Raw genomic sequence first — 20469 nt, 5'->3', positions numbered from 1 at the left:
TTGCTGTGTTCCTACGCTGATAACACGTTATTCAGTGTGCAGCCCAGCTTCCAGCAAGTCTTCTTTAGTGAGCATAAACACAAACTGGTCGCCGCCGCTGGTATCCAGCCAGGTAAAGGGTAAGTCTGGATAGGCTTCATGCAAAGCGTCACGGTTGTGGCCGATTTCTACCACTAGCACGCCGCCATCATTCAAATATTCAGCTGCCTGCGTCAGCAGGACGTGGGTATGGTCCAGCCCGGCAACGCCGCTGCCCAAAGCCAGTTGCGGCTCTTTGCGGTACTCTGCTGGTAACTCAGCCATGCTAGGGGCATCCACATAAGGCGGATTGCTGATAATCACGTCATATTTACGGCCCTTGAGCGCGGTAAACATATCCGATTGCACGGCTTGCACCTGATGCTCAAGGCCGTAGCGCTGGATGTTGATATTACAGACCTCAATGGCATCCGGGGAGATATCCACCACATCAATATGCGCATTGGGGAAGGCCTCGGCCAGTAACACGCCCAGGCAGCCCGAGCCGGTACAAATATCCGCTGCGGATTCCACCATTTCCGGAAACTCAACCCAGGGCTGCAAGCCATCTTCCAGCAATTCGGCAATAAATGAGCGTGGCACGATGACGCGTTCATCGACGTAAAACTTGAACCCGCGCAGCCAGGCTTCATTCACCAGGTAGGCGGTGGGCGTATGTTCTGTGACCCGCTTGTCGATCAAGGTTGCCAGGTGCTGGCTTTCCTCGTTGGTTAAACGCGCATCCAGAAAGTTATTCAGGGTGTCATGCGGCAAATGCAGTGCGCTCATGATCAGCCAGACAGCTTCGTCATAGCTGTTATCGGTGCCATGACCATAAAAAATGTCAGAGTTTTCAAAACGGCTCACAGCGTAGCGCAGCCAGTCGCGGATGGTATGTAGGTTAGTTGTCATATTCGTTCAGCAGCAATGATTCCATGGTGCGCTTGTAGGTTTCCTTGAGAGGCTCAATATCGGCCACGGCGACGCATTCGTTCAATTTATGGATGGTGGCATTCAGCGGCCCGAATTCAATCACTTCTTTGCAGATATCGGCGATAAAGCGCCCATCGGAGGTACCGCCAGTGGTAGATAGCTCGGGCGTGACCCCGTAACTCTGCACAATCGCGTTGCTGATAGCTTCTACCAGCTTGCCGCGTGGCGTGATATAGGACTGGTTATGTTCCCAGTCCAGGCTGTATTCAAAGCCGTGGCTGTCCAGAATCGCGTGGACGCGGGTACGCAAACTTTGCTCAGAGCTGCCTTGCCCATCGACTTCAGGGCAGTAGCGGAAGTTAAACAATATCTCGACATGCCCAGGCACCACATTGGTCGCGCCGGTGCCGCCGTTGATGTTAGAAATCTGCCAGGAAGTCGGCGGAAAATATTCGTTGCCGTTGTCCCATACGGTTTCAACCATGTCTTTAATGGCCGGAGCTGCCAGATGAATCGGGTTTTTCACCAGATGCGGATAGGCAATATGGCCCTGAATGCCTTTGACGATGAGTTTGCCGGACAGGGAGCCGCGTCTGCCATTTTTAATCATGTCACCGACCACTTTGTTGCTGGTGGGCTCACCCACAATGCAGTAATCAAAGCTTTCGCCGCGGGCTTGCAACGCCTCCACCACTTTGACGGTGCCCTCAATCGCAATACCTTCTTCATCTGAGGTGATCAGCAGGCCAATCGAACCAGGATGGTCAGGATGTTCGGCGATAAATTCTTCGATGCTGGTGATAAACGCAGCGAGCGAGGTTTTCATGTCTGCCGCGCCGCGTGCATACAGCATGCCGTCTTTAATCGTAGGCTCAAACGGTGGCGTATGCCATTGGTCCAACGGGCCAGTGGGGACGACATCGGTATGGCCGGCAAACACGATCAGTGGGCCGGTGGTGCCGCGTCTGGCATAAAAGTTATCGACCTCGCCAAAACGCATGCGCTCAATTTTGAACCCTAGTGGCGCCAGGCGGGCAATCATGGCCTCCTGACAGCCAGCATCTTCTGGCGTCAGCGAGCGGCGTTTAAGCAAATCAATGGCAAGATCCAGTGTTTTTGACATAGTGGTTATTCTTGAGCAAACAGTTGGCGGTAATCGGCTTCATTAAAACCGAGGGCGATGATTTTATCGGCGTTGACCAATACCGGGCGTTTAATCACCGAGGTTTTGGACTGCATCAGGGCAAGTGCAGAGGCAGCATCTACCACGCTATTTTTTTCCGCTTCGGCCAAATTGCGCCAGGTCATCCCGCTGCGGTTCACCAGTTTTTCCCAAGGATATTGTTGTAGCCAGGCTTGTCCGGTAACGCTATCCAGGCCCTGTTTCTTGAAGTCGTGAAATTCGTATGCAATGGCGTGTTGGTCCAGCCAGTCACGCGCTTTTTTGACAGTATTGCAATTGGGGATGCCGTATAGTTTCATGGCTGATCATCAAGCTAAAAAACTTATTTTACCAGCCACGGCAGATGGCGTCGCCATTTATTGCGGTGTTCACATAACCTCAGAACAGGTTTTGGGTTGCTGACTGCGATTGCAGTTTGCTGAATACATCAAACAGGTATTGTTGCTCTACCGGTTTTGAGAACAGGAAACCCTGCATTTGGTCACAGCCGATGTTGACCAGCGCTTTACGCTGCTCCTCGTCTTCCACGCCTTCGGCGACGACGTTCAGATTGAGGGCATGCGCCAGTTTGACGATAGCCTCAACAATCGAGAGCGAGGTGTGCGAAACCGCCACGTTTTTGGTCAGGGAGCGGTCCAGTTTGACTTCGCTGACTTCCAGGTCTTCTAAATGTGTGAGGCTGAACGGATGCAAGCCAAAATCATCCAGCGAGATTTTAAGGCCCTGCTGTTTAAATTGGCGCAAGGTGTCCTTGAACTGGCCCTGATGATGAATGGCGTTAGTTTCAGACACTTCAAGAATGAGGTTGCGGGATTCTACGGCATGCGCTTCAAGAATCGATTGAATCAGCGCGCCCAACTGTTTGTTGCGGAACTGCTGGTTGGACATGTTGACTGAAATGCTTAGGTCTATGCCGCGATCGCGCGCCTGGCTAATCGTGCGGCAGGCCTGGGAGATGACCCAGGCATTGATTTCTTCAATCATGCCAAAGCGCTCCGCCGCTTCAATAAAACTGTTGGGGGAGAGCAGTCCGCGGGCCGGATGCTGCCAGCGTAACAGCGCTTCGGCGCCATGGACCATGCGCGTGATGGCATCCACTTTGGGCTGAAACAGTAGCCTGAACTCTTGCTCGCTAATAGCTTGCTTGAGCTCAATACGGGTTTGTTGCATCTCGTCAGAGGCTTGCTCGATCTCGGCATCAAAGAAACGATACTGGTTTTTACCGTTTTCCTTGGCCTTGTACATGGCGGCGTCTGCATTCAGTTTGAGTTTTTGCAGGTTGCCGTCTTGTGGATACATCGATACGCCCACCGAGCACGAAATCTCAATCACGTGATCTTCAATGACAAAGGTTTCGCGTAACGCATCCACCACACGCTGAATCACGGTGACCACGCTCTGGTGATTTTCAATCTCACTCAATACGGCAATAAATTCGTCGCCACCGGCACGTGCCACATAATCACAATTGCGGATGGCATTGCTGATACGCTTGGAGACTTCAATCAGCAGCAAATCGCCAATATGGTGACCAAACTGGTCATTGACCGGTTTGAAGTGATCCAGGTCGATATAAGCCAGGGCCAGCGATTCCCCGTTACGGTCACAGCGCTTGGCACTCAGGATCAGGTGCTGGTTTAAAGCATCCCGGTTGGGCAGGTGTGTGAGCGGATCATAGGCCAGGAATTTTTTATTGACGGTTTGCGTATTGCGGAAGGTCAGTTTGCTTTGCGCTAGATCGATATTGCGCTCATAAAAAATCACCAGAATAAACGAGGTGATAAATAAAAAGACCGGGACCAGAACCAGCAACAGCATTAAATAATTATCGGCTTGATCGCTGGGCTGCCCAATCAGCATATTGTTGTGCACAATACTGAGGTTGATGGCCGTGTGCGAGGCCAAAAAACCCAGTGCAATTTCTATCGAAAACATCCACTTCAAACGTTTTTCGAGTTTGCCGCTATAACCTTTGAGCCAGAGGATGGTGACAATTGCCAGGGCCGCGGTCAGGCAAGCCAGGAACAGGGAAAACAGGGCGGTCCAGCTGTCTATGCGGATATTGATGGCCCCGGCACTGATCTGATAAAAATAAGACAGCAGGTAGCCACTGATGCCGGTGGCCGCAGAAGCGGAGAGCAGATCACGTAAGGGCAGTCTTTTTTTATGGACCGTTTTGAGGATAGCGGCCGCCAACAGATAGCTGCACAGCATGCAGCCAATCAGGTCGATAGGATGTTGGCTAACCTTAGGGATATTATCTGCGAGAAACTGGTAGCCAGCATGCAGGCTGAAGATACCAGCTGCCATGACGACGGCATATTTTTTGAGCATGAAGTCATGCTCTTTGGGAGTGGCAACACGCAAACGATCAACCAGTTTGAACGCAAAAAAGCATCCAACGACGCTGGATGTAAAGAGTGCGACCAATAGCATTTGCGTTGTTATCATAAGTAATTGCACGTTTATTTTGATTGTTTAATGTGTGGCACGACTACTTGTTCTTTGTGCTTGCTCTGTATTGCTCATTGCTTTACTGCTGGGATTGCTCGGACTACTGACTCTCCAACGGGTTAACACTCAACTATTCAAGAATGCTCACGCTGTCTTGCTTGCGGGACATCTTTACGGTAATGAGAGTCACTCCTTTATCGGAACCGGCGCGCAATAACTTGAGCATGCCGGTTGAAGTGACTCTTTATTTTATGTCGCCAGGCGTATTAAATGCCGCGCAACAACTCGTTGATGCCAACTTTACCCAAGGTTTTGGCATCCACTTTTTTCACGATGACGGCGCAATACAGGCTGTACTTGCCATCGCTGGAAGGCAGGTTGCCTGAAACGACCACAGAACCTGCAGGCACGCGACCATAATGCACTTCGCCGGTTTCGCGGTCATAGATTTTAGTGGATTGGCCGATGTAAACGCCCATGGAAATCACGCAGTTGTCTTCAACCACCACGCCTTCAACCACTTCTGAGCGCGCACCGACGAAGCAGTTATCGCCAATGATGGTTGGACCGGCTTGTACAGGTTCCAGTACGCCACCAATGCCAACACCGCCGGACAAGTGCACATTTTTACCGATTTGTGCGCAGGAACCTACGGTTGCCCAGGTGTCTACCATGGTGCCTTCACCAACGTAGGCGCCAATGTTGACGTAAGACGGCATCAAGACAGCATTTTTTGCAATGAAAGAGCCTTTGCGCACAATGGCGTTAGGCACCACGCGGAAGCCACCTGCCTTGAAGTCTTCTTCGGTGTAGTTGGCAAATTTTGGATCCACTTTGTCGAAGTAGCGGGTGACGCCATCATCCATCAAATAGTTGTCTTTGAGGCGGAAGGACAGCAAGACCGCTTTTTTGATCCACTGATGCGTTTCCCATTGCTGGCTATCGCCAATCCGGGTAGCCACACGCAGTTTGCCCGCATCCAGATCATCCAGAATAGAAGCCACGGTGGCTTTGACGTCTGCCGGAGCATTGGCAGGGTTGATGTTGGCGCGGTCTTCAAAAGCCGCTTCAATAATGCTTTGACGTGGATCCATAATCTTCTCTTGTTCGATTGAAAAACAGTAAACCCGAAATTTTAACCTAATTTTGAAAGGGCAGGGGCCGTCGATGAAAGACGGCCCTTTACGCCAGCACTTACTTGCCTTTGGCAGCTAAGTAGAGCGGCATGACCTTGGGCACCAGTGCCTGCAGGTCTTTAATACGGTTTTCACTGGAAGGGTGCGTACTTAAGAATTCCGGGGGCGCTTCCTTGTTGGCCGCCATCATTTTCTTCCATAAGCTGACTGCGGCTTCCGGGTTGTAACCGGCGCGCGCCGCCAGCTCCAGCCCTATGCGATCCGCTTCACGCTCCTGTTCACGGCCATTGGGCAAGGAGAAGAACAGCTGGCTGCCCATACTGGCGCCTTGTGCCGCCATATTGCCCGCGGTGCCGCCTATGTAGGCAGCGAGTGCCTGTAAACCGAACTGCTGAACATAGGCTTGTGACATACGCTCACGGCCATGCTCACGCAATGCATGCGAGATTTCGTGACCAATCACCGCGGCTAACTCATCATCGGTGGCATTGAGTTTTTCGGCCAGACCGGAAAACACCATGATCTTGCCGCCAGGCATGCAATAGGCATTGAGCTGGTCATTTTTTTCGACATTGATTTCCCATTTCCATTTGGTGGCATCTGGCCGGAACACGCCGACCTGGGCGATCAGGCGGTGAGAAATCGTAGTCACGCGATTCAGCAAGGCCTTATCCGCGTTAAGGGTATGGTTCTTTTGCGCATCTTGCAGGGTTTGCGTATACGATTGCGCAGACATTTTATCCACGGTCGCCGATGGCAACAGCAAGAGTTGACTACGCTGTACGCCCGAGACGCTATTGTTGGTGGTGCTGGCGCAGGCAGACAACAAGGCGCACAGGCAGGCGATTCCCAGGGTTTTAATGGTCGGCATGTGTTTCTCCTCTTGTTTCTAGGTCACGTATTGGCAGTGACCATTCATTTTTATGATCATTCCATTCAGGTGCTGCGATCAGTCTACCCATTCAGTGCGGAATGCATGTCGTTGCTGATCGCTGAATGCCTGGTTCTTAAGTATCAGTCATTCCGGTTAAATTTTGACTTGCGAGCCTAGCTCTACCACCCGGTTAGGCGGTAATTTGAACTGGTTGGTAATCGACTCTGCCGTTCTAAACAAGCCAATAAAGATTTTTTTACGCCAGAACGCCATGCCGGGTTTATCTGAGGCCAGCAGGATTTCCTTGCCGATAAAGAACGAGGTATCCATGGTGTCCAGCGTGAGGCCGAATGGTTCGGTCAATGGCAGGTCACGTGGCAAGTCTGGTTCGTCCATGTAACCATAACGCAAGGTCACGCGGTAAAAACCGTAAGGCAGCACCTCCATCGAAGCGCGCTCTTCCAGCGTGGTGTAGGGGTAATCAACAAAGCGCACGGTCAGGATCACCACTTTGTCATGCAGTACCTTGTTGTGTTTGAGATTATGCAGCAGCGCATGCGGCACGCCATCCGGGTTGGGCGTCATAAATACGCCTGCACCATTGACGCGGGCGGGCGGGTGCGCCCCAATCGCTTGCACAAACGGGATCAATTCCATGGATTCGGACTTGAGGATTTGGTAGAGCAGTCTACGCCCGGTTTTCCAGGTACGCATCAGCGTGAAGATGATGATGCCGATCAATAAAGGCACCCAGCCACCATCCGGGATTTTGAGAATGTTGGCCGCAAAAAACGAGAGGTCAATGACAAGAAATAGCGAAATCAGGCAGGCCGTTTTGAGTTTGCTCCAGCCCCACAGGTGGTGGAACACCACGGCCGCCAGCAAGGTTGTGATGACCATATCGCCGGTGACGGCAATACCGTAGGCTGCCGCCAGGTCACCAGAGCTGCCAAAAATCAGCACCAGGCCCATGACTGCGACCATCAGGCCCCAGTTGACGCGCGGCATGTAGACCTGGCCCTCTGTTTGCTCTGAGGTGTGCGAAACATGCATGCGTGGAATAAAGCCAAGTTGCAAGGCCTGGCGCGAAACAGAGAACGCGCCGGTAATCACGGCCTGGGAGGCAATCACGGTCGCCAGTGTGGCCAGGATAATCAGCGGGAACAAGGCCCAGTCTGGGGCCAGGTGGTAAAACGGGTTTTGAATGGATTCTGGCTCGGCCAGAATGAGTGCGCCTTGCCCAAAGTAGTTGCAAATCAGTGCAGGCAACACGAACAAAAACCAGGCCAGGCGAATCGGTTTACGGCCAAAGTGACCCATGTCGGCATATAAGGCTTCGGCACCGGTCACGGCCAGCACCACCGCACCGAGCGCAATAAACGCAATTTTGGGCTGGGTGGCAAAAAACTGATAAGCGTAGAAGGGGCTTAAAGCCTTGAGAATTTCGGGATGATGACTGATATTGAGGATGCCCAAAATGCCTAATACCGAGAACCAGGTCAGCATGATAGGACCAAAAAAAGCACCGACGACAGCGGTGCCTTTGCTTTGTGCCCAGAACAGTACAAACAGGACGCACAAAGTAATGGGGACGATCCAGCTATCCAGTTGCGGTGCTGCCACCTCCAGGCCCTCAACCGCTGAGAGCACGGAAATGGCGGGGGTGATCATGCCGTCGGCATAAAACATACAGGCCCCGATAATGCCTAGCAGCATGATGCGTTTGCGCTGGTCGGGTTCGCCGCCAGCATAGCGGCTAGCCAAAGACAGCATCGCCATGATGCCGCCTTCACCACGGTTATCTGCCCGCATGATAAAGGCCACATATTTGAACGACACAATCAGCAATAGCGCCCAGGTGATTAGCGACAAGATGCCGTAGACATTGGCTTGTGTCAGTAATAGCGGGTGGTGCCCGACTGCAAAGACTTCTTTCATGGTGTAGAGCGGGCTGGTGCCAATGTCACCGAAAACGACACCTAGCGCGGCGAGAGCCATGGTATGGAGCGCCGTTTGCTGATTTTTTGTATGGTCCATTGTGTGAACAGCTAAAGACAAACGATTATTATCGGGTAATTTTAGAGCTTCACCAAAGATTTTGACGCAAATTATCTTGAAGACCTAAATGCATGTGGACGATTACACGAAAAGTGGAGCGCTTAGTCGGGGCTGATTTGCGTCACCACTACCTCTGCCTGACCTTGATGCAAGGTCAGTTTCAAGGGCGTCTGCAGGCTGAGTTCACTGGCAGTGGTCACTGCGCGGCCATCGGCTTTTTGCACAATGGCATAGCCCCTGGCCAAAACCTGATGCGGGTTGAGTTGTTGCAGGCTGGCGTACAGGTATTGCAGTTTGCGTTGTTGCGTTTGTAAACCTTGCTGCATCGCCAGTTGCAGTCTGTGTTGCCATTGCAGCAGTCCGCGGCGCTGTTGTTGCAGATGCTGGGTGGGGGAGATCAGGCGTCTGGACAAGTAGTCCAGGCTCTGGCTTTGCTGGCGCAAGAAAGATTGCATGGCCCGGCCCAGCCTTGATTGTAATTGCCTGAGTTGATCGCGAAGTTGCGCCTGATCCGGGCAGGCCAATTCGGCTGCCGCTGTCGGTGTGGCCGCGCGCAAGTCAGCGACAAAATCGGCAATGGTGAAATCTGTTTCATGGCCCACCCCGCTAATGGTCGGCAGGCGACAAGCGGCGATTGCGCGTGCAACCACTTCTTCATTAAATGACCATAAGTCTTCTATGCTGCCACCACCGCGGCAAATCAGCAGCGTATCCACCTCTTGCCGCTGATCAGCCAGATGAATGGCTTGCGCAATCAGTTCGGCAGCGCCTTTGCCTTGCACCGGCGTCGGGTAGATGATGACAGACATGGCCGGCGCACGGCGGCGGATGGCGGTTAACACATCGCGCAAGGCGGCGGCATCCGCTGAGGTCACCACGCCTATGCGTTGCGGATTGGCCGGAATGGCTTGTTTACGCTCGGCAGCAAACAGCCCTTCGTTTTGTAAGCGTTGCTTGAGTTGTTCATAAGCTTCATACAATTTGCCCAGGCCAGCGGGTTGCATAAATTCCACTGTCAGCTGCACATCGCCTCTGGCTTCATACAGCGTGATCGTGGCACGCGCCTCAATCAGGTCCCCTTCGCGCGGCACCATGCCTAATACGCTATTGCGCCCTTTAAACATTACACAACGGATTTGTGCACGTTCATCCTTGAGCGAAAAATACCAGTGGCCACTGGCGGCACGGGTGAAGTTTGAGAGCTCGCCCGAGATCCAAAAAAGGGGGAAACTGGTTTCCAGCAACTCTTTTGTGAGTCGGGTGAGGTCGCTGACACTCAAGATTTGTTTGAATGATGTCGATAACAAGCTAGCCATAGCTGCACATTATCCCTCAGCCCCGCTGGATTTGGCTATGTCTTTCATCGAATGGCCGGTGTCTGAGCAGAGGCGCTCTGTGAAGGGATGCTGAACACTGATTCAAGATAGAAGGGCACTTTTGCGTAAAAGCGGCGTCTTGATATGAGCAGCATGGGAATAGTTGATGACTGCCTGACCTTGAAACAAGGTCATTTCCCTCAGGATTGTATGCGAATGAAAAAATATTTATTTTTTGCGCGATCATTTTTTATGTGTTGTCTGTACACAAGTGCTGTGCATGGCTTGGGACTGGTTGCGCTGGCGCAGGCGGATGAAACGTCTGACAAATCGCCGCCCGAGACGGAAGTGGCCGCGGTCGAGACCACGAATCCTGTCATGGCCAGCTACAAGCGCGAGCAGGCGGTAATGCAGAATGACGCTTACAAGCAATTCATTAAATTACAAGTGAGTCTGGCGACAGGCACAAAAAATGCGCTTGGGATCAGCAGTTATGCCGAGGCGCACGCCCATTATTGTGCGCTTGCCGCAGAAACCCGTGATCCTGATGCGCAATTTGCCATGGGCTGGTTTTACAGCATGGGCAAAGGCGTGGAGGTCAATCATGATATTGCCGCGCGTTTTTTCAGCCTGGCGGCGATTCAAGGCCATCGCGATGCCCGGATCTGGTTGGATCAGGGCGCTGGTGATGCCTCTGTGGCCAAGCTGCCCGCCTGCATGCAAAATCAGGGGCAGTCAGCGGCTGAAGTGTTGTTCCGTAAACGCGGCCCCATTTACACGCTGGTCAAAAAACATGCGCCTGCTTATGGGGTAGACATTGATTTGGCGATGGCTGTGATTGCGGTGGAGTCCGGCTTTAATCCCAAAGCAACTTCACGCAAAAAGGCCCAGGGCCTGATGCAATTGCTACCCGAGACGCAGGCCAGGTTTCACGTCAAGGATGCTTATGATCCCGAGCAAAATATTAAAGGGGGCTTGTCCTACCTGCGCTGGTTGATCAATTACTTTGATGGCGATGTCGAGCGCGTCGTAGCGGCTTACAATGCCGGGGAACATGCGGTGTCCAGGCATCAGGGCATCCCGCCTTACCCGGAGACACGCGACTATGTGAAGCGTGTGGCGCGTTACTACAAGAAAAAACATCACGAAATCAGGCAAACTGCGGCCATGCGTGACGGGCAGAGCCCGGCGGCCAACTCCTGAATCTTTCTGCTGACTGTTTGTGCTGTTTGACCGGGAGATCCCGGCCAACTTAAAAAAACACGGAACCACCCACACCCAGGCTGCCTCTTAGCTGCGTTATCCATTACAATTTGCATTTGATCATCGGGTAGGAGCGGGCAATGGCAGCATGGTTTAAAGGGCGTGGCGGCTATGTATTGGGATTTTTGGCCGGATTTGGCATTGTGGCACTCGCTTTGTATATTCAAGTACAAAATCAGCTTGAACCCTGCCCCTTGTGTATCTCGCAACGCATCATTTTCATGAGTCTGGGCTTGTTGTTTTTGCTGCACGCCTTTGTCTCCCCCAGATCTTGGCTACATGCCGGATTGGCCCTGATTGAGGTGTTGACGGCGCTTGGCGGCGCGGGGGTGGCGATACGCCACTGGTGGCTACAGGCACACAAAGAAGAAATCTTTGCCGATTGTGGTGTCGGCTTTGATTACATGTTTGAAAACTTCCCGCTGAAAAAAGCACTCACCCTGGTATTTCGTGGTACGGGCGATTGTGCCGCCATAGACTGGACGTTTCTGGGCTTAACCTTGCCCCAATTGGGTCTGATCAGTTTTACTCTGTTTGCGGTGTATGCTGGCTGGTTATTTCGTAGCCGTCGCGCTGGATAGCAAAGGTCTCGATCTCAACTTCGGGTGTGCTTTCATCCAGCATGGCCGCTTGTTTTTCAATCGCGTCATGCCAGGCTTTAAAATGCGCTTCGCATAACTGCTCGGCTTGTTGCGAGATGCTCTCTGCCGGCACGCTGGCGGCCTTAAGCTTGGCCGTCTCGCGCTTGAGGCAACCCAGATATTTGGCTTTGGCATACACCTCTTCGGTTTGCAGACTGGCGATTGCCTGATCAGCCTGATTCAGCGATTGGCACAAGGGTATGGGTTCGCTGGGGATGGTCCAGGGCTTACCTGAGGTCTTTTGCATATGGATCACACTGGCAATATCGCGGCCACGCTGGTTAATCCAGTATTCCAGAATTTCGTTGCCACAGCGTTCATCCTGACAGCGCATCACGCTTTTTAACAACCAGGCCGCCTGCTTGGTCATGCGTTCGTCAGAAATGCCACAGTTATGGATGACGTCGTGCGAGCGGGATAGATACAATTTGTAATTGGCCCGCCAATTGGGATGGCTGGCACAGGCGACTTTATACAGCGGGTTAGAGACGCTGCACTGGTCTTGCTGCATGCTTTGCAGACGTTCCGGTGCGCGATTGCCCGTCATGCGGCATGCCAGCGAAATGGCCTGGCCGTAGGCTTGCGTCACCCCCCAGAACGACAGTCTGGCAGAGGCATAATCTGGCCGTTGCTTGAGCGTCTGATCGTTTTTCCAGTCCAGCATCTCTGAGGCAAGCTCGGACTTGTGAAACACCACTTCTCGTTCAACTTCCATCGAAAACTCGCTGCAGGAGGCTTGTACCAATTTGGTGGCAATCGTATCGTCATGATCGTCTGTACGCAGCTTGAAAAGGATAATGTCTTCGTGCTGGCCGACTTGCATGGAGTCTAAATCAACCGACACCGTCAGAAACTTTTCCCGTCCTTGCACCGTATGCCATTGTTCGGCATGCAGGGGTGGGCTGGTAAACAGGCAGCTTGTAAACAGCGTCAGACAGGCGGGAAGTGCGTTTTTAAATAGCATAAAATCAATGGTCATAGATAGAAAGCAGCGGCAAGTGGCCGCCATTGTAATGATTATTCTGCGGCGGAGATAGCGACCTGATTGCGTCCGGCCTGCTTGGCCTCATATAGTGCCTGGTCTGCTCGATGCAGCAACTGTGTCAAGCTGTCCCCCATCCGCAACATTGCCACGCCGCAACTGATGCTGATCTGGCCAATGTCGGGTAAAGATCTGGCATGCACCTGCTGCCGGATTTTTTCGGCCAGCTTTGCCGCCTGAGCAAGTGTGATGCGGGGCGCATAAATCATCATTTCATCGCCTCCCCAGCGCACGGCAATGTCAGACAGGCGCGTATTTTTCTTGATGCATTCGGCGACGGTTTTAATCACTTGGTCACCGATGACATGGCCATGCGTGTCATTGATGGATTTAAAACGGTCTATATCTATCAGAATCAGCGCATCCGAGATTTTTCTGCCGACCGTGTGGGTATGCTCAGCAAACACTGTTTCAAAGTGCTGACGATTGCTCAAGCCAGTTAAAAAGTCGGTGCTGGACAGCGTTTTTAAGTTTTCTTTTTCAACTTGCAGGGCGGTATTGGCCGCAGCCAGTTGTTCGGTCCGCTGTTTGACCAATGCTTCGAGATCGGTATTCAGGGCTTTTAAATGATTGGTCTGGCTTTCACGCAGGCATTCGTAGTTGCGGATGATGAAAAACTGTCCAAGCAGGTAGAGGCACAAGCTCAGAATATCCAGACGACCATATTCTGAGGGGAAGAGATGCGTTAAGTGATTGCCCACCACCAGCAACAGTAAAATCGCCAGCATCTGGTAGCCCATCTGCCTGCCTTTGAGGTAAAACGCTCCAGCAAGAATAAGGAGCAATAATCCGCTCCGGGTACTGTTGCCCGTCGCCAGAAAATAGACCGTCAAAAACTGGAGAAAACATAACCAGAGGGCAATGCCAGAGATCAGTTCGACGCGTTGTTTGTTGCGGCGCAAGGCCCATAGCAAGGCAAACGCAATCAGACCAAACACAATATCCACGATGCCGATGAGCGGATGCACGCGCCAGCGGATGATGCCCATGCTAAAAGATACGATGCCAAAGAAGGTGAACACGTTGTTTAGGAAAACCACCTTGTAACGCATGTGGTCCGCATCGCCGGACGCTGGAAAAAGCTTGATGGGATGCAACATCATGACAAGCACTTGGCTAAACCACTTTTTCAACATCCGGTATCCTAAAGAATAATTGTTTTTGTGATGCGATCAGATTATGTAAAATTGAGACTTTGTCGTTAGCTGTACATTACCGCTGAATTTTACATATATTAAGCTGCTGCGTGTCATCGTACGCGTGCATTCACAAATTTTTATGTTTCGGGGTGGTCTTACTTCATCCCCGAAAACAGATTATCGGTCCCTATGAAACCTTACCTGACCCTGGACAATTTTGTTGGAAACACTCCGCTGGTGGCTTTGCAGCGTATGAACCCGAATCCGAGCAATACGATCTTGCTCAAGCTGGAAGGCAATAATCCGGCCGGGTCAGTTAAAGACCGGCCTGCCTACAGCATGATTGTGCGGGCAGAGCAACGCGGGCAAATCAAGCCAGGCGATACGCTGATTGAAGCGACCAGTGGCAATACCGGCATTGCACTGGCCATGGTGGCGGCCATGCGCGGTTACAAAATGGTGTTGGTGATGCCGGAAAACCAGTCCGTTGAACGCCGTCAAAGCATGAAGGCATATGGTGCTGAGCTGATCTTGACACCCAAAGACGGCAGTATGGAGTTGGCACGCGATGTGGCACTGAAGTTGCAAGCAGAGGGCGAGGGCATTGTACTGGATCAGTTTGGCAATCTGGATAATCCGCAAGCGCATTATGAAGGGACCGGGCCGGAAATCTGGCGTGATACCGACGGAGCGGTGACACACTTTGTATCCAGCATGGGCACCACTGGCACGATTATGGGCACTTCGCGCTTTCTCAAGGAGCAAAATCCTGCCATTCAGATCATCGGCGTGCAGCCGGAGGAGGGGGCGCAAATCCCGGGGATCCGCAAATGGCCAGAAGCCTATCTGCCTAAAATTTATGACCCCAAACGCATAGACGGGTTGCGGTATGTGAGCCAGAAGCATGCGGAAGAGACCACGCGCAAACTGGCAACCAAAGAAGGGGTTTTTGCCGGGATTTCCAGCGGCGGTGCCTTGTATACGGCAATGCAACTCTCCAAAGAAGTGAACAATGCGGTGATTGTCACCATTGTGTGCGATCGTGGCGACCGCTACTTGTCTACAGGTGTGTTTCCCGATTGATGCGCCTGTGGGCACTGCTGCTGTGCTGTTGGTCGATGCCGCTTTGGGCCATGACCGAGCTTAGCCTCAGTGCCGAGAGCGTTCAGGGCGATTTCTTTCAACTCGACCACCCGCATGCGGTCGTGAACTTGCAGCGCAAACAGCATGTACAAATTCATGCCGAGCGCTTGCAGGTGGGCAATGCCAGCATCGATCACCCGGATATGACACTGGAGATCAGTACGCGCCCCAGCCTGCTGATTACCTCCGAGCAGTTAAAAATGCCTGATTACCAGGTACGCCGCCCGCGCATCTATCTGGATTACCGTCTGCAAACCCGGCAACCGTTGATGACGGTTGATGCTGAAGTCAAAGCGATGCAAGATGAGGTCTGGGGCAAATTCCACGTGTATTGCCAGTTGCCGACACAAGCCAGTCAGGAGACTTGGCAGTGTAATGATGGCTTGTATCATGATGTGCGTTCACATATCCCGTTTAATCTGACGGTGATGCCGACCTGGCACACTGCATCGAACACCAAGGCCAGCAGAGGGCTTGAGCTGCAACTGGCGGTGAAAGACGCCAAATTCAGTGATGCCGCAGGCTTGCACGCGGCAGAGAGACTGACCGGCGTGATGCATATTGCTGCGCATGAGGTACCGAATGGCTGGCGCTGGCAAGGCGTATTTGAATGGCAACAAGGCGAGTTGTTCTGGCAACCATTTTATTTTGCCGAGGGCAACAAGCGATTTGAAATCCGTGGCCTGTATGCATCGCCCATCCTGGAGATTGAAGCAGCGACCTTGTCATTGCAAGGCGTAGGCACTTTACACAGTCAAAGCCGGTTTAATCTGGATAGCCAGCGCTTTGAGTTTTTAAAGCTGGATGCCAAAGACGTCGATTTTAACGGCCTTTACCAGTCGTTTATCCAGCCTTTGCTGCCTGATTCCGTGTTCGGACAGCTCAAGGTGAATGGCAAAGCTGACTGGTCTTTTGAGGCCAAAGGCCTGCAGCCGGTGAAGTTTCAGCTGGATGTTGCGGATGCCACGGTTGAAGATCAACGTGGCAAGTTTGGCTTTGCCCATCTGAATGCGCATATTCCCTGGGATTACGATCAGCCGCAGCAGATCAGCATGGGCTATGCCTCTGGCCATGTGCTTAAGATTCCGCTCGGAAAAACGCAATGGCAGGCAAACGTGAATCGGTTCTCGATTACCAGTCCAACTTTGAGCTTGCCTATGCTGGATGGCGCCTTGATCTTTGAAGACGTGTCTGCCGCCTGGATACATCAGAGCATGGTCTGGCACCTGAAGATGGACATGCAGCCCATCAGCATGCGCACCTTTAGCCAGGCGCTCGGCTGGCCTGTCATTCGTGGTGAGATCAAAGGCCAGATTCCACTCGTGACTTATGCCAACCATGCCTTGCGCATGGATGGGGAGATGCAGTTGAGCTTGTTTAAAGGGCAAGTCGCGCTCTCTGATCTGGAAGTCGATGATCCGCTGGGGGCTGTCCCCAAGCTGCATGCCAATCTGCGCATGCGAGAGATTGATATGGGTGAGATCACGCGGACGTTTAATTTTGGTTCGATTACCGGCAAACTGGAAGGTGATGTCCAGCATTTGCGTTTACAAAACTGGAAGCCTGTCTCTATGAATGCTGTGATACAGACTGCGGATGGCCCTTTTGAGAAAAAAGTGTCTCAACGCGCGGTTGAAAACATCACTGCCTTGGGTGGTGAGGGCACGGCGGCGGCCCTGCAACGGACGTTTTTGCGTTTTTTCAAACAGTTTGGCTATGAAAAAATGGGCTTAAGCTGCGAGCTGCGTGGGGATGTTTGTAAAATGGGCGGCGTTGAGCAGATTCCGGGCGGATTCGTCATCGTCAAAGGTGAGGGGATTCCCTCAGTCAACGTGAATGGCTATACCGAATATGTCAGCTGGAAAGATATGCTGGCCCGCATGCGGCGGATCACTGATAGCAATAGCAAAATGATCGTCAAATAAGCGCACTCAATGGCGATAGTTTTAAAGAAAGGAATTCGCGTGATGGGTAGGCAACAACAAAACACGGTTCAAAGGCACAGCGTCGTTTTCAAGCGTTTGATACTCAGCCTGGCCATGCTGCTCAGTGCATGTGTCACCATTAATATTTACTTTCCCGCCGCTGCCGCTGAAAAAGCGGCTGACAAGGTGATTGATGAGGTCTGGCAACTGCCAGCCAGCTCGACCGCACCGACCCCGCCTGCGACGACTCAAGACCCTGTGTCACCCTCTGTTCAGGAGATCAAACCATGATCCATGCACTGTTTAATGCGTTGTGCCGTTATCGTCAGTCTGCAATCTCTGTGCTGACTACCATTTTGCTGGTTGCCGCACCGACTGCCGCACTGGCAGCCGCAGATTTGGATATCAACACGCCTGCACTGGCCGCAGTTAAAGCCAGCATGCAAGCGCGCCATCCGCAATTACTGCCTTACTACCAGTCAGGCGCAATTGGCTTTACCGCGGATGGCTATATTGCCATCAAAGAGGCTAGCGGAGTGCCATTATCACAACGTAACATGGTCACCAGCTTGGTCAATCAGGAGAACAATGATCGCACCCAGCTCTACCAGGGCATTGCTGCCGCCAATGGTCATCCAGAATGGACAGGCGAGATTCAGCGCACCTTTGCCCAACGCTGGATGGATAAAGCGCAAGCGGGCTGGTTTGTGCAGAAGGATGGACAGTGGCTTAAGAAATAAGCGGTCTGAACATGCAAAAGCCGAAATGGAAAGCTCCATTTCGGCTTGATTGTTTTGTGCAGACGATGTTAGCCGCCTGCCAGCAGAAGCTTAAAAGTGATACTGAAAGCCCAGAGACAACAGGTTCAGGTGTGAGTCACTGTCGCCAGCCACTCTGCCATAGTAGGCATAGGTCGCTTTAATATCGACCACTTGATTGATCGGATACTTGTAGCCAAAGCCGGCAACATAGCCCCAGCCTTTATCGTTTACTGAGCTACTTCCTACATTGTTACCCGCCGATGCGCTAATACGTGCATCCAACTCTGAGTAAATGGCACCCGCTTTAACAAAAAAATTGGGGAATTGGCTAGGGCTGAATAAGCCTGATAACTCAACGCCTTTGGCATCGTATTTGATGCTCGCTGATCTGATGTTATCAGAGGCGTCGATTTTTTCTTTAGTGGTTTTGAAGTACGCAAGTTCCAGGGAAAGATTTTCATTGACGCTGTAGCCCGCAAATATCCGTCCTGCGCCTGCATTTCTATCCTGTTTTACCGAGGGGGTTGTGCCAAACTCATCAAACCACGCTTCCTTGAAGTCACGTGTTTGATTTTTTTGCCGAAGGTAAGCGACATCCAAACCAAAATAAAACGGTGTTTGTTGCAAGCCATGCTGGCTTTCTGGCTCAGCGGCACTCACAGTGCTGGCGGCTGACATCAGCAATAGTCCCAAGAGAGAAGTTGTACGCAATAGTTTCATAGAAGTGCCTTTACGGTCTGATTGAGGAATGATTTGTTTTTTTGTTACTTTAGCAGAAAAGGTTAAATTACGTAACTTTTGGTGTGACTATGTTTGTAGGTGTGGGCTGTCACAAATCGGTCATCTAAGACCGCCGAGCAGTAAAGTGTCAGGATGGTGCATAAAACCGCGCTAAATGACTAAAAAGGCAACTTATCTACTGCCATAGATGGTCACAGTGGTGCTGTGGCTGCACAGGCCGGCTCAAAATGACCACGATGCTTATTTTTGGCTTGCCTCGTGGTGAACCGTAGGTATGTCATCAATCAAATCAATTGCTTAAAGCAAATCACCACTGCCAATAGCGCCCCCAAAGTGTGCCGCATTGAACAACTCCGGCAGGTTGCTTCTCTCATCTAGATTGAGAACAAACAGGTAAAAGTCATTGATTTCAGTTTCAGGCATGTTCATTGCATACAATCAAAGTGCGTGTCCCAATGAAAGGAGTTTGTTGTGCCAACTAATCTTTTCGTTCTACCCCGTCTGGGTGAAAGCATTCATCAGCAAGACCTGGGGATTTACTACATTCTGAATCATCACACCGGTCGGGTGCGATCATTGATCCAATTAGCGCGCGAAAACGTGCACTGGTATTTGATGCAGCTGCAACCGATTGCGGATGGACTGGATTATCGCTGGTCGGTGCTGTCGCGTGAGCAAGACTGCGCGCTCAAGGCCGCCTCCGACAAGCAAATTGCACATTACTTTTCCAAGCCTGAATACACTGAACCCTCTGGTGCATGGCAAGTCATGCGCAATGCGCACTTTGGCTTTGGTAAATTCACGCCGATGGCCGCGCCCCAGGAAGTCAGTTACGCGATTCTAACGTTTGACGGTGAAGAAATGCAAACGCCTATCCGATTGCATAAAGCGCCTGCGGAATGGCTGGAGGAAGATTCTGAGACGGATATTATGCAACTGGAATTTGCCTGATCGCGCTTTAATCAGGGGGCAAGCTTGATTCCAAATTATCGGAATCAAGCGACAACTACCACCATTACAGAGTCTCTCACAGTGGTAGTTGCGGTGGATCTGGGGCCAGATGCTGTTATCTCTAAGCCTCAGTGCTGACGACGTTCCCTGCTGGACCACGATTTTGCATGTTGGAGGATAAGGCCTGCAAAAAGCCACTCAAGCTGGCATTGCTGCTACTGCCACCGAGTGCGCTAACCAGTGACTGAAAACTGCTCTCCAGCGCACTGTTCTGGTTTGTTGATCCACTGGTGGTCGTGTTACTGGCCGTTGTGTTGCTGGAATCACTACTTGTATTTAAAGCGCTAATCAAGCTTTGTAGTTTTGCTTCCATATCTTGTTTGCCATGGCCGCCGAAATGACGGTGTACGCCTGCTGTTGTGGTGGCATCAACACTCGTCTTGTCTGTACTGTCACTCGTACTTTCTGTATTGGTGCCAGCCGTCCCCTGTGATTGCAGGGCGCCCATCAGGTTTTGTAAAAAACTGCTCAATGCATCACTTGCATCTGTACTCGTGCTTGTTGTGCTACTTGTATCTGTGCTCTCTGCGCTGGTACTTGCACTGTTAGTCCCCTGACTGCCGAAGAGAGATTCCAGACCGCCTGAAATGCCAGCACTTTTCAGCGCTGCGTCTATCGCCCCCAAAAATCCGCCGCCATCCTTACCTTGTTTGTCGCCATCTGGGGGCGGAGGCGGCGGTTGCATGCCATTACGCTGCCCCACTTGCGAAAGCGATTGAATGTAGTTGTTACTGCCGATTGAACTGATAGATGTCATGATGAGTACTCCGTAAGTTTTTAAAGGTTCAGGGCTCAAGCATTGCTTCCTGGCAATGCTCTTGTTGACTGAAC

At 51.8% G+C, this 20469-nt stretch carries 20 protein-coding genes; 7 read left to right on the top strand and 13 right to left on the bottom strand.

The window, feature by feature from the left end; genetic code table 11:
- Positions 1–27: 27 nt before the first annotated feature.
- The 8 genes from prmB to xseA form a co-directional block, all read right to left on the bottom strand.
- Entirely contained in the window at positions 28–930 is a 903-nt protein-coding gene (gene prmB / locus Q9292_RS12245; protein ID WP_313988454.1) for a 50S ribosomal protein L3 N(5)-glutamine methyltransferase, read from the bottom strand.
- Positions 920–2074: a succinyl-diaminopimelate desuccinylase gene (dapE, locus tag Q9292_RS12240; protein WP_313988451.1), complete on the bottom strand. Its 1155-nt coding sequence runs from the start codon at positions 2072–2074 to the stop codon at positions 920–922. The genes prmB and dapE overlap by 11 nt, the downstream gene beginning before the upstream one ends.
- Positions 2075–2079: 5 nt before the next feature.
- Complete coding sequence (locus Q9292_RS12235) at positions 2080–2433, bottom strand: ArsC family reductase (RefSeq protein WP_313988448.1); 354 nt, start codon at positions 2431–2433, stop codon at positions 2080–2082.
- A gap of 79 nt (positions 2434–2512) precedes the next feature.
- Complete coding sequence (locus tag Q9292_RS12230; RefSeq protein WP_228518762.1) at positions 2513–4585, bottom strand: EAL domain-containing protein; 2073 nt, start codon at positions 4583–4585, stop codon at positions 2513–2515.
- Positions 4586–4854: 269 nt separating this feature from the next.
- Positions 4855–5682 carry a 2,3,4,5-tetrahydropyridine-2,6-dicarboxylate N-succinyltransferase gene (gene dapD / locus Q9292_RS12225; protein ID WP_194748213.1) on the bottom strand — a complete coding sequence of 276 codons (828 nt, stop codon included), beginning with the start codon at positions 5680–5682 and terminating at the stop codon, positions 4855–4857.
- Positions 5683–5782: 100 nt separating this feature from the next.
- The gene (locus tag Q9292_RS12220; protein WP_313988443.1) at positions 5783–6595 is read right to left on the bottom strand and encodes a M48 family metallopeptidase; all 813 of its coding nucleotides are present in this window, start codon (positions 6593–6595) and stop codon (positions 5783–5785) included.
- 156 nt (positions 6596–6751) lie between these two features.
- Positions 6752–8635 (bottom strand): potassium transporter Kup, encoded by a 1884-nt coding sequence (locus Q9292_RS12215; protein WP_194748211.1) that lies wholly within the window; start codon positions 8633–8635, stop codon positions 6752–6754.
- A 122-nt stretch (positions 8636–8757) separates the two neighbouring features.
- The gene (gene xseA / locus Q9292_RS12210; RefSeq protein ID WP_313988439.1) at positions 8758–9972 is read right to left on the bottom strand and encodes an exodeoxyribonuclease VII large subunit; all 1215 of its coding nucleotides are present in this window, start codon (positions 9970–9972) and stop codon (positions 8758–8760) included.
- A 252-nt stretch (positions 9973–10224) separates the two neighbouring features.
- Here xseA and Q9292_RS12205 point away from each other — a divergent pair, with 252 nt between their 5' ends.
- On the top strand, positions 10225–11175 hold the full coding sequence (locus Q9292_RS12205) for a lytic transglycosylase domain-containing protein (protein WP_313988436.1): 951 nt from the start codon (positions 10225–10227) through the stop codon (positions 11173–11175).
- A 140-nt stretch (positions 11176–11315) separates the two neighbouring features.
- Positions 11316–11816: a disulfide bond formation protein B gene (locus Q9292_RS12200; RefSeq protein WP_313988434.1), complete on the top strand. Its 501-nt coding sequence runs from the start codon at positions 11316–11318 to the stop codon at positions 11814–11816.
- Here the strand turns inward: Q9292_RS12200 and Q9292_RS12195 are convergent.
- Positions 11761–12840 (bottom strand): hypothetical protein, encoded by a 1080-nt coding sequence (locus Q9292_RS12195; protein WP_313988431.1) that lies wholly within the window; start codon positions 12838–12840, stop codon positions 11761–11763. The genes Q9292_RS12200 and Q9292_RS12195 overlap by 56 nt on opposite strands.
- A 53-nt stretch (positions 12841–12893) precedes the next feature.
- A complete protein-coding gene (locus Q9292_RS12190; protein ID WP_228518760.1) occupies positions 12894–14021 on the bottom strand; it encodes a GGDEF domain-containing protein in 1128 nt (375 codons plus the stop codon).
- A gap of 225 nt (positions 14022–14246) precedes the next feature.
- On the opposite strand from Q9292_RS12190, the gene cysM reads away from it, so the two are divergent.
- The 4 genes from cysM to Q9292_RS12170 are packed head-to-tail and all read left to right on the top strand — an operon-like array spanning position 14247 to position 17865.
- Positions 14247–15140, top strand: a complete 894-nt coding sequence (cysM, locus tag Q9292_RS12185) for a cysteine synthase CysM (protein WP_313988426.1) — start codon at positions 14247–14249, stop codon at positions 15138–15140.
- A 50-nt stretch (positions 15141–15190) separates the two neighbouring features.
- Positions 15191–17125 carry a hypothetical protein gene (locus tag Q9292_RS12180; RefSeq protein ID WP_313988424.1) on the top strand — a complete coding sequence of 645 codons (1935 nt, stop codon included), beginning with the start codon at positions 15191–15193 and terminating at the stop codon, positions 17123–17125.
- A 42-nt stretch (positions 17126–17167) separates the two neighbouring features.
- Positions 17168–17416 carry a hypothetical protein gene (locus tag Q9292_RS12175; RefSeq protein ID WP_194748204.1) on the top strand — a complete coding sequence of 83 codons (249 nt, stop codon included), beginning with the start codon at positions 17168–17170 and terminating at the stop codon, positions 17414–17416.
- Positions 17413–17865, top strand: coding sequence for a YdbL family protein (locus Q9292_RS12170; protein ID WP_313988421.1), 453 nt, complete (start codon positions 17413–17415; stop codon positions 17863–17865). Before Q9292_RS12175 ends, Q9292_RS12170 begins: the two co-directional genes overlap by 4 nt.
- A gap of 90 nt (positions 17866–17955) precedes the next feature.
- Here Q9292_RS12170 and Q9292_RS12165 read toward each other — a convergent pair whose 3' ends face one another.
- Both Q9292_RS12165 and Q9292_RS12160 read right to left on the bottom strand, forming a co-directional pair.
- Positions 17956–18606: a porin family protein gene (locus tag Q9292_RS12165; protein ID WP_275355841.1), complete on the bottom strand. Its 651-nt coding sequence runs from the start codon at positions 18604–18606 to the stop codon at positions 17956–17958.
- Between the two features lie 318 nt (positions 18607–18924).
- Entirely contained in the window at positions 18925–19050 is a 126-nt protein-coding gene (locus Q9292_RS12160; protein ID WP_313988418.1) for a hypothetical protein, read from the bottom strand.
- A 48-nt stretch (positions 19051–19098) separates the two neighbouring features.
- Between Q9292_RS12160 and Q9292_RS12155 the strand changes: the two genes are divergently transcribed.
- Positions 19099–19578 carry a hypothetical protein gene (locus tag Q9292_RS12155; protein WP_313988415.1) on the top strand — a complete coding sequence of 160 codons (480 nt, stop codon included), beginning with the start codon at positions 19099–19101 and terminating at the stop codon, positions 19576–19578.
- A gap of 121 nt (positions 19579–19699) precedes the next feature.
- Here Q9292_RS12155 and Q9292_RS12150 read toward each other — a convergent pair whose 3' ends face one another.
- A complete protein-coding gene (locus tag Q9292_RS12150) occupies positions 19700–20395 on the bottom strand; it encodes a hypothetical protein (RefSeq protein ID WP_313988412.1) in 696 nt (231 codons plus the stop codon).
- Between the last annotated feature and the right edge of the window lie 74 nt (positions 20396–20469).

Source organism: Methylophilus sp. VKM B-3414 (assembly GCF_032248435.1).
Taxonomy (GTDB): Bacteria; Pseudomonadota; Gammaproteobacteria; order Burkholderiales; family Methylophilaceae; genus Methylophilus; species Methylophilus glucosoxydans.
The sequence above is the reverse complement of the archived record's forward strand: the minus strand, read 5'-3'. Positions and strand labels throughout refer to the sequence as shown.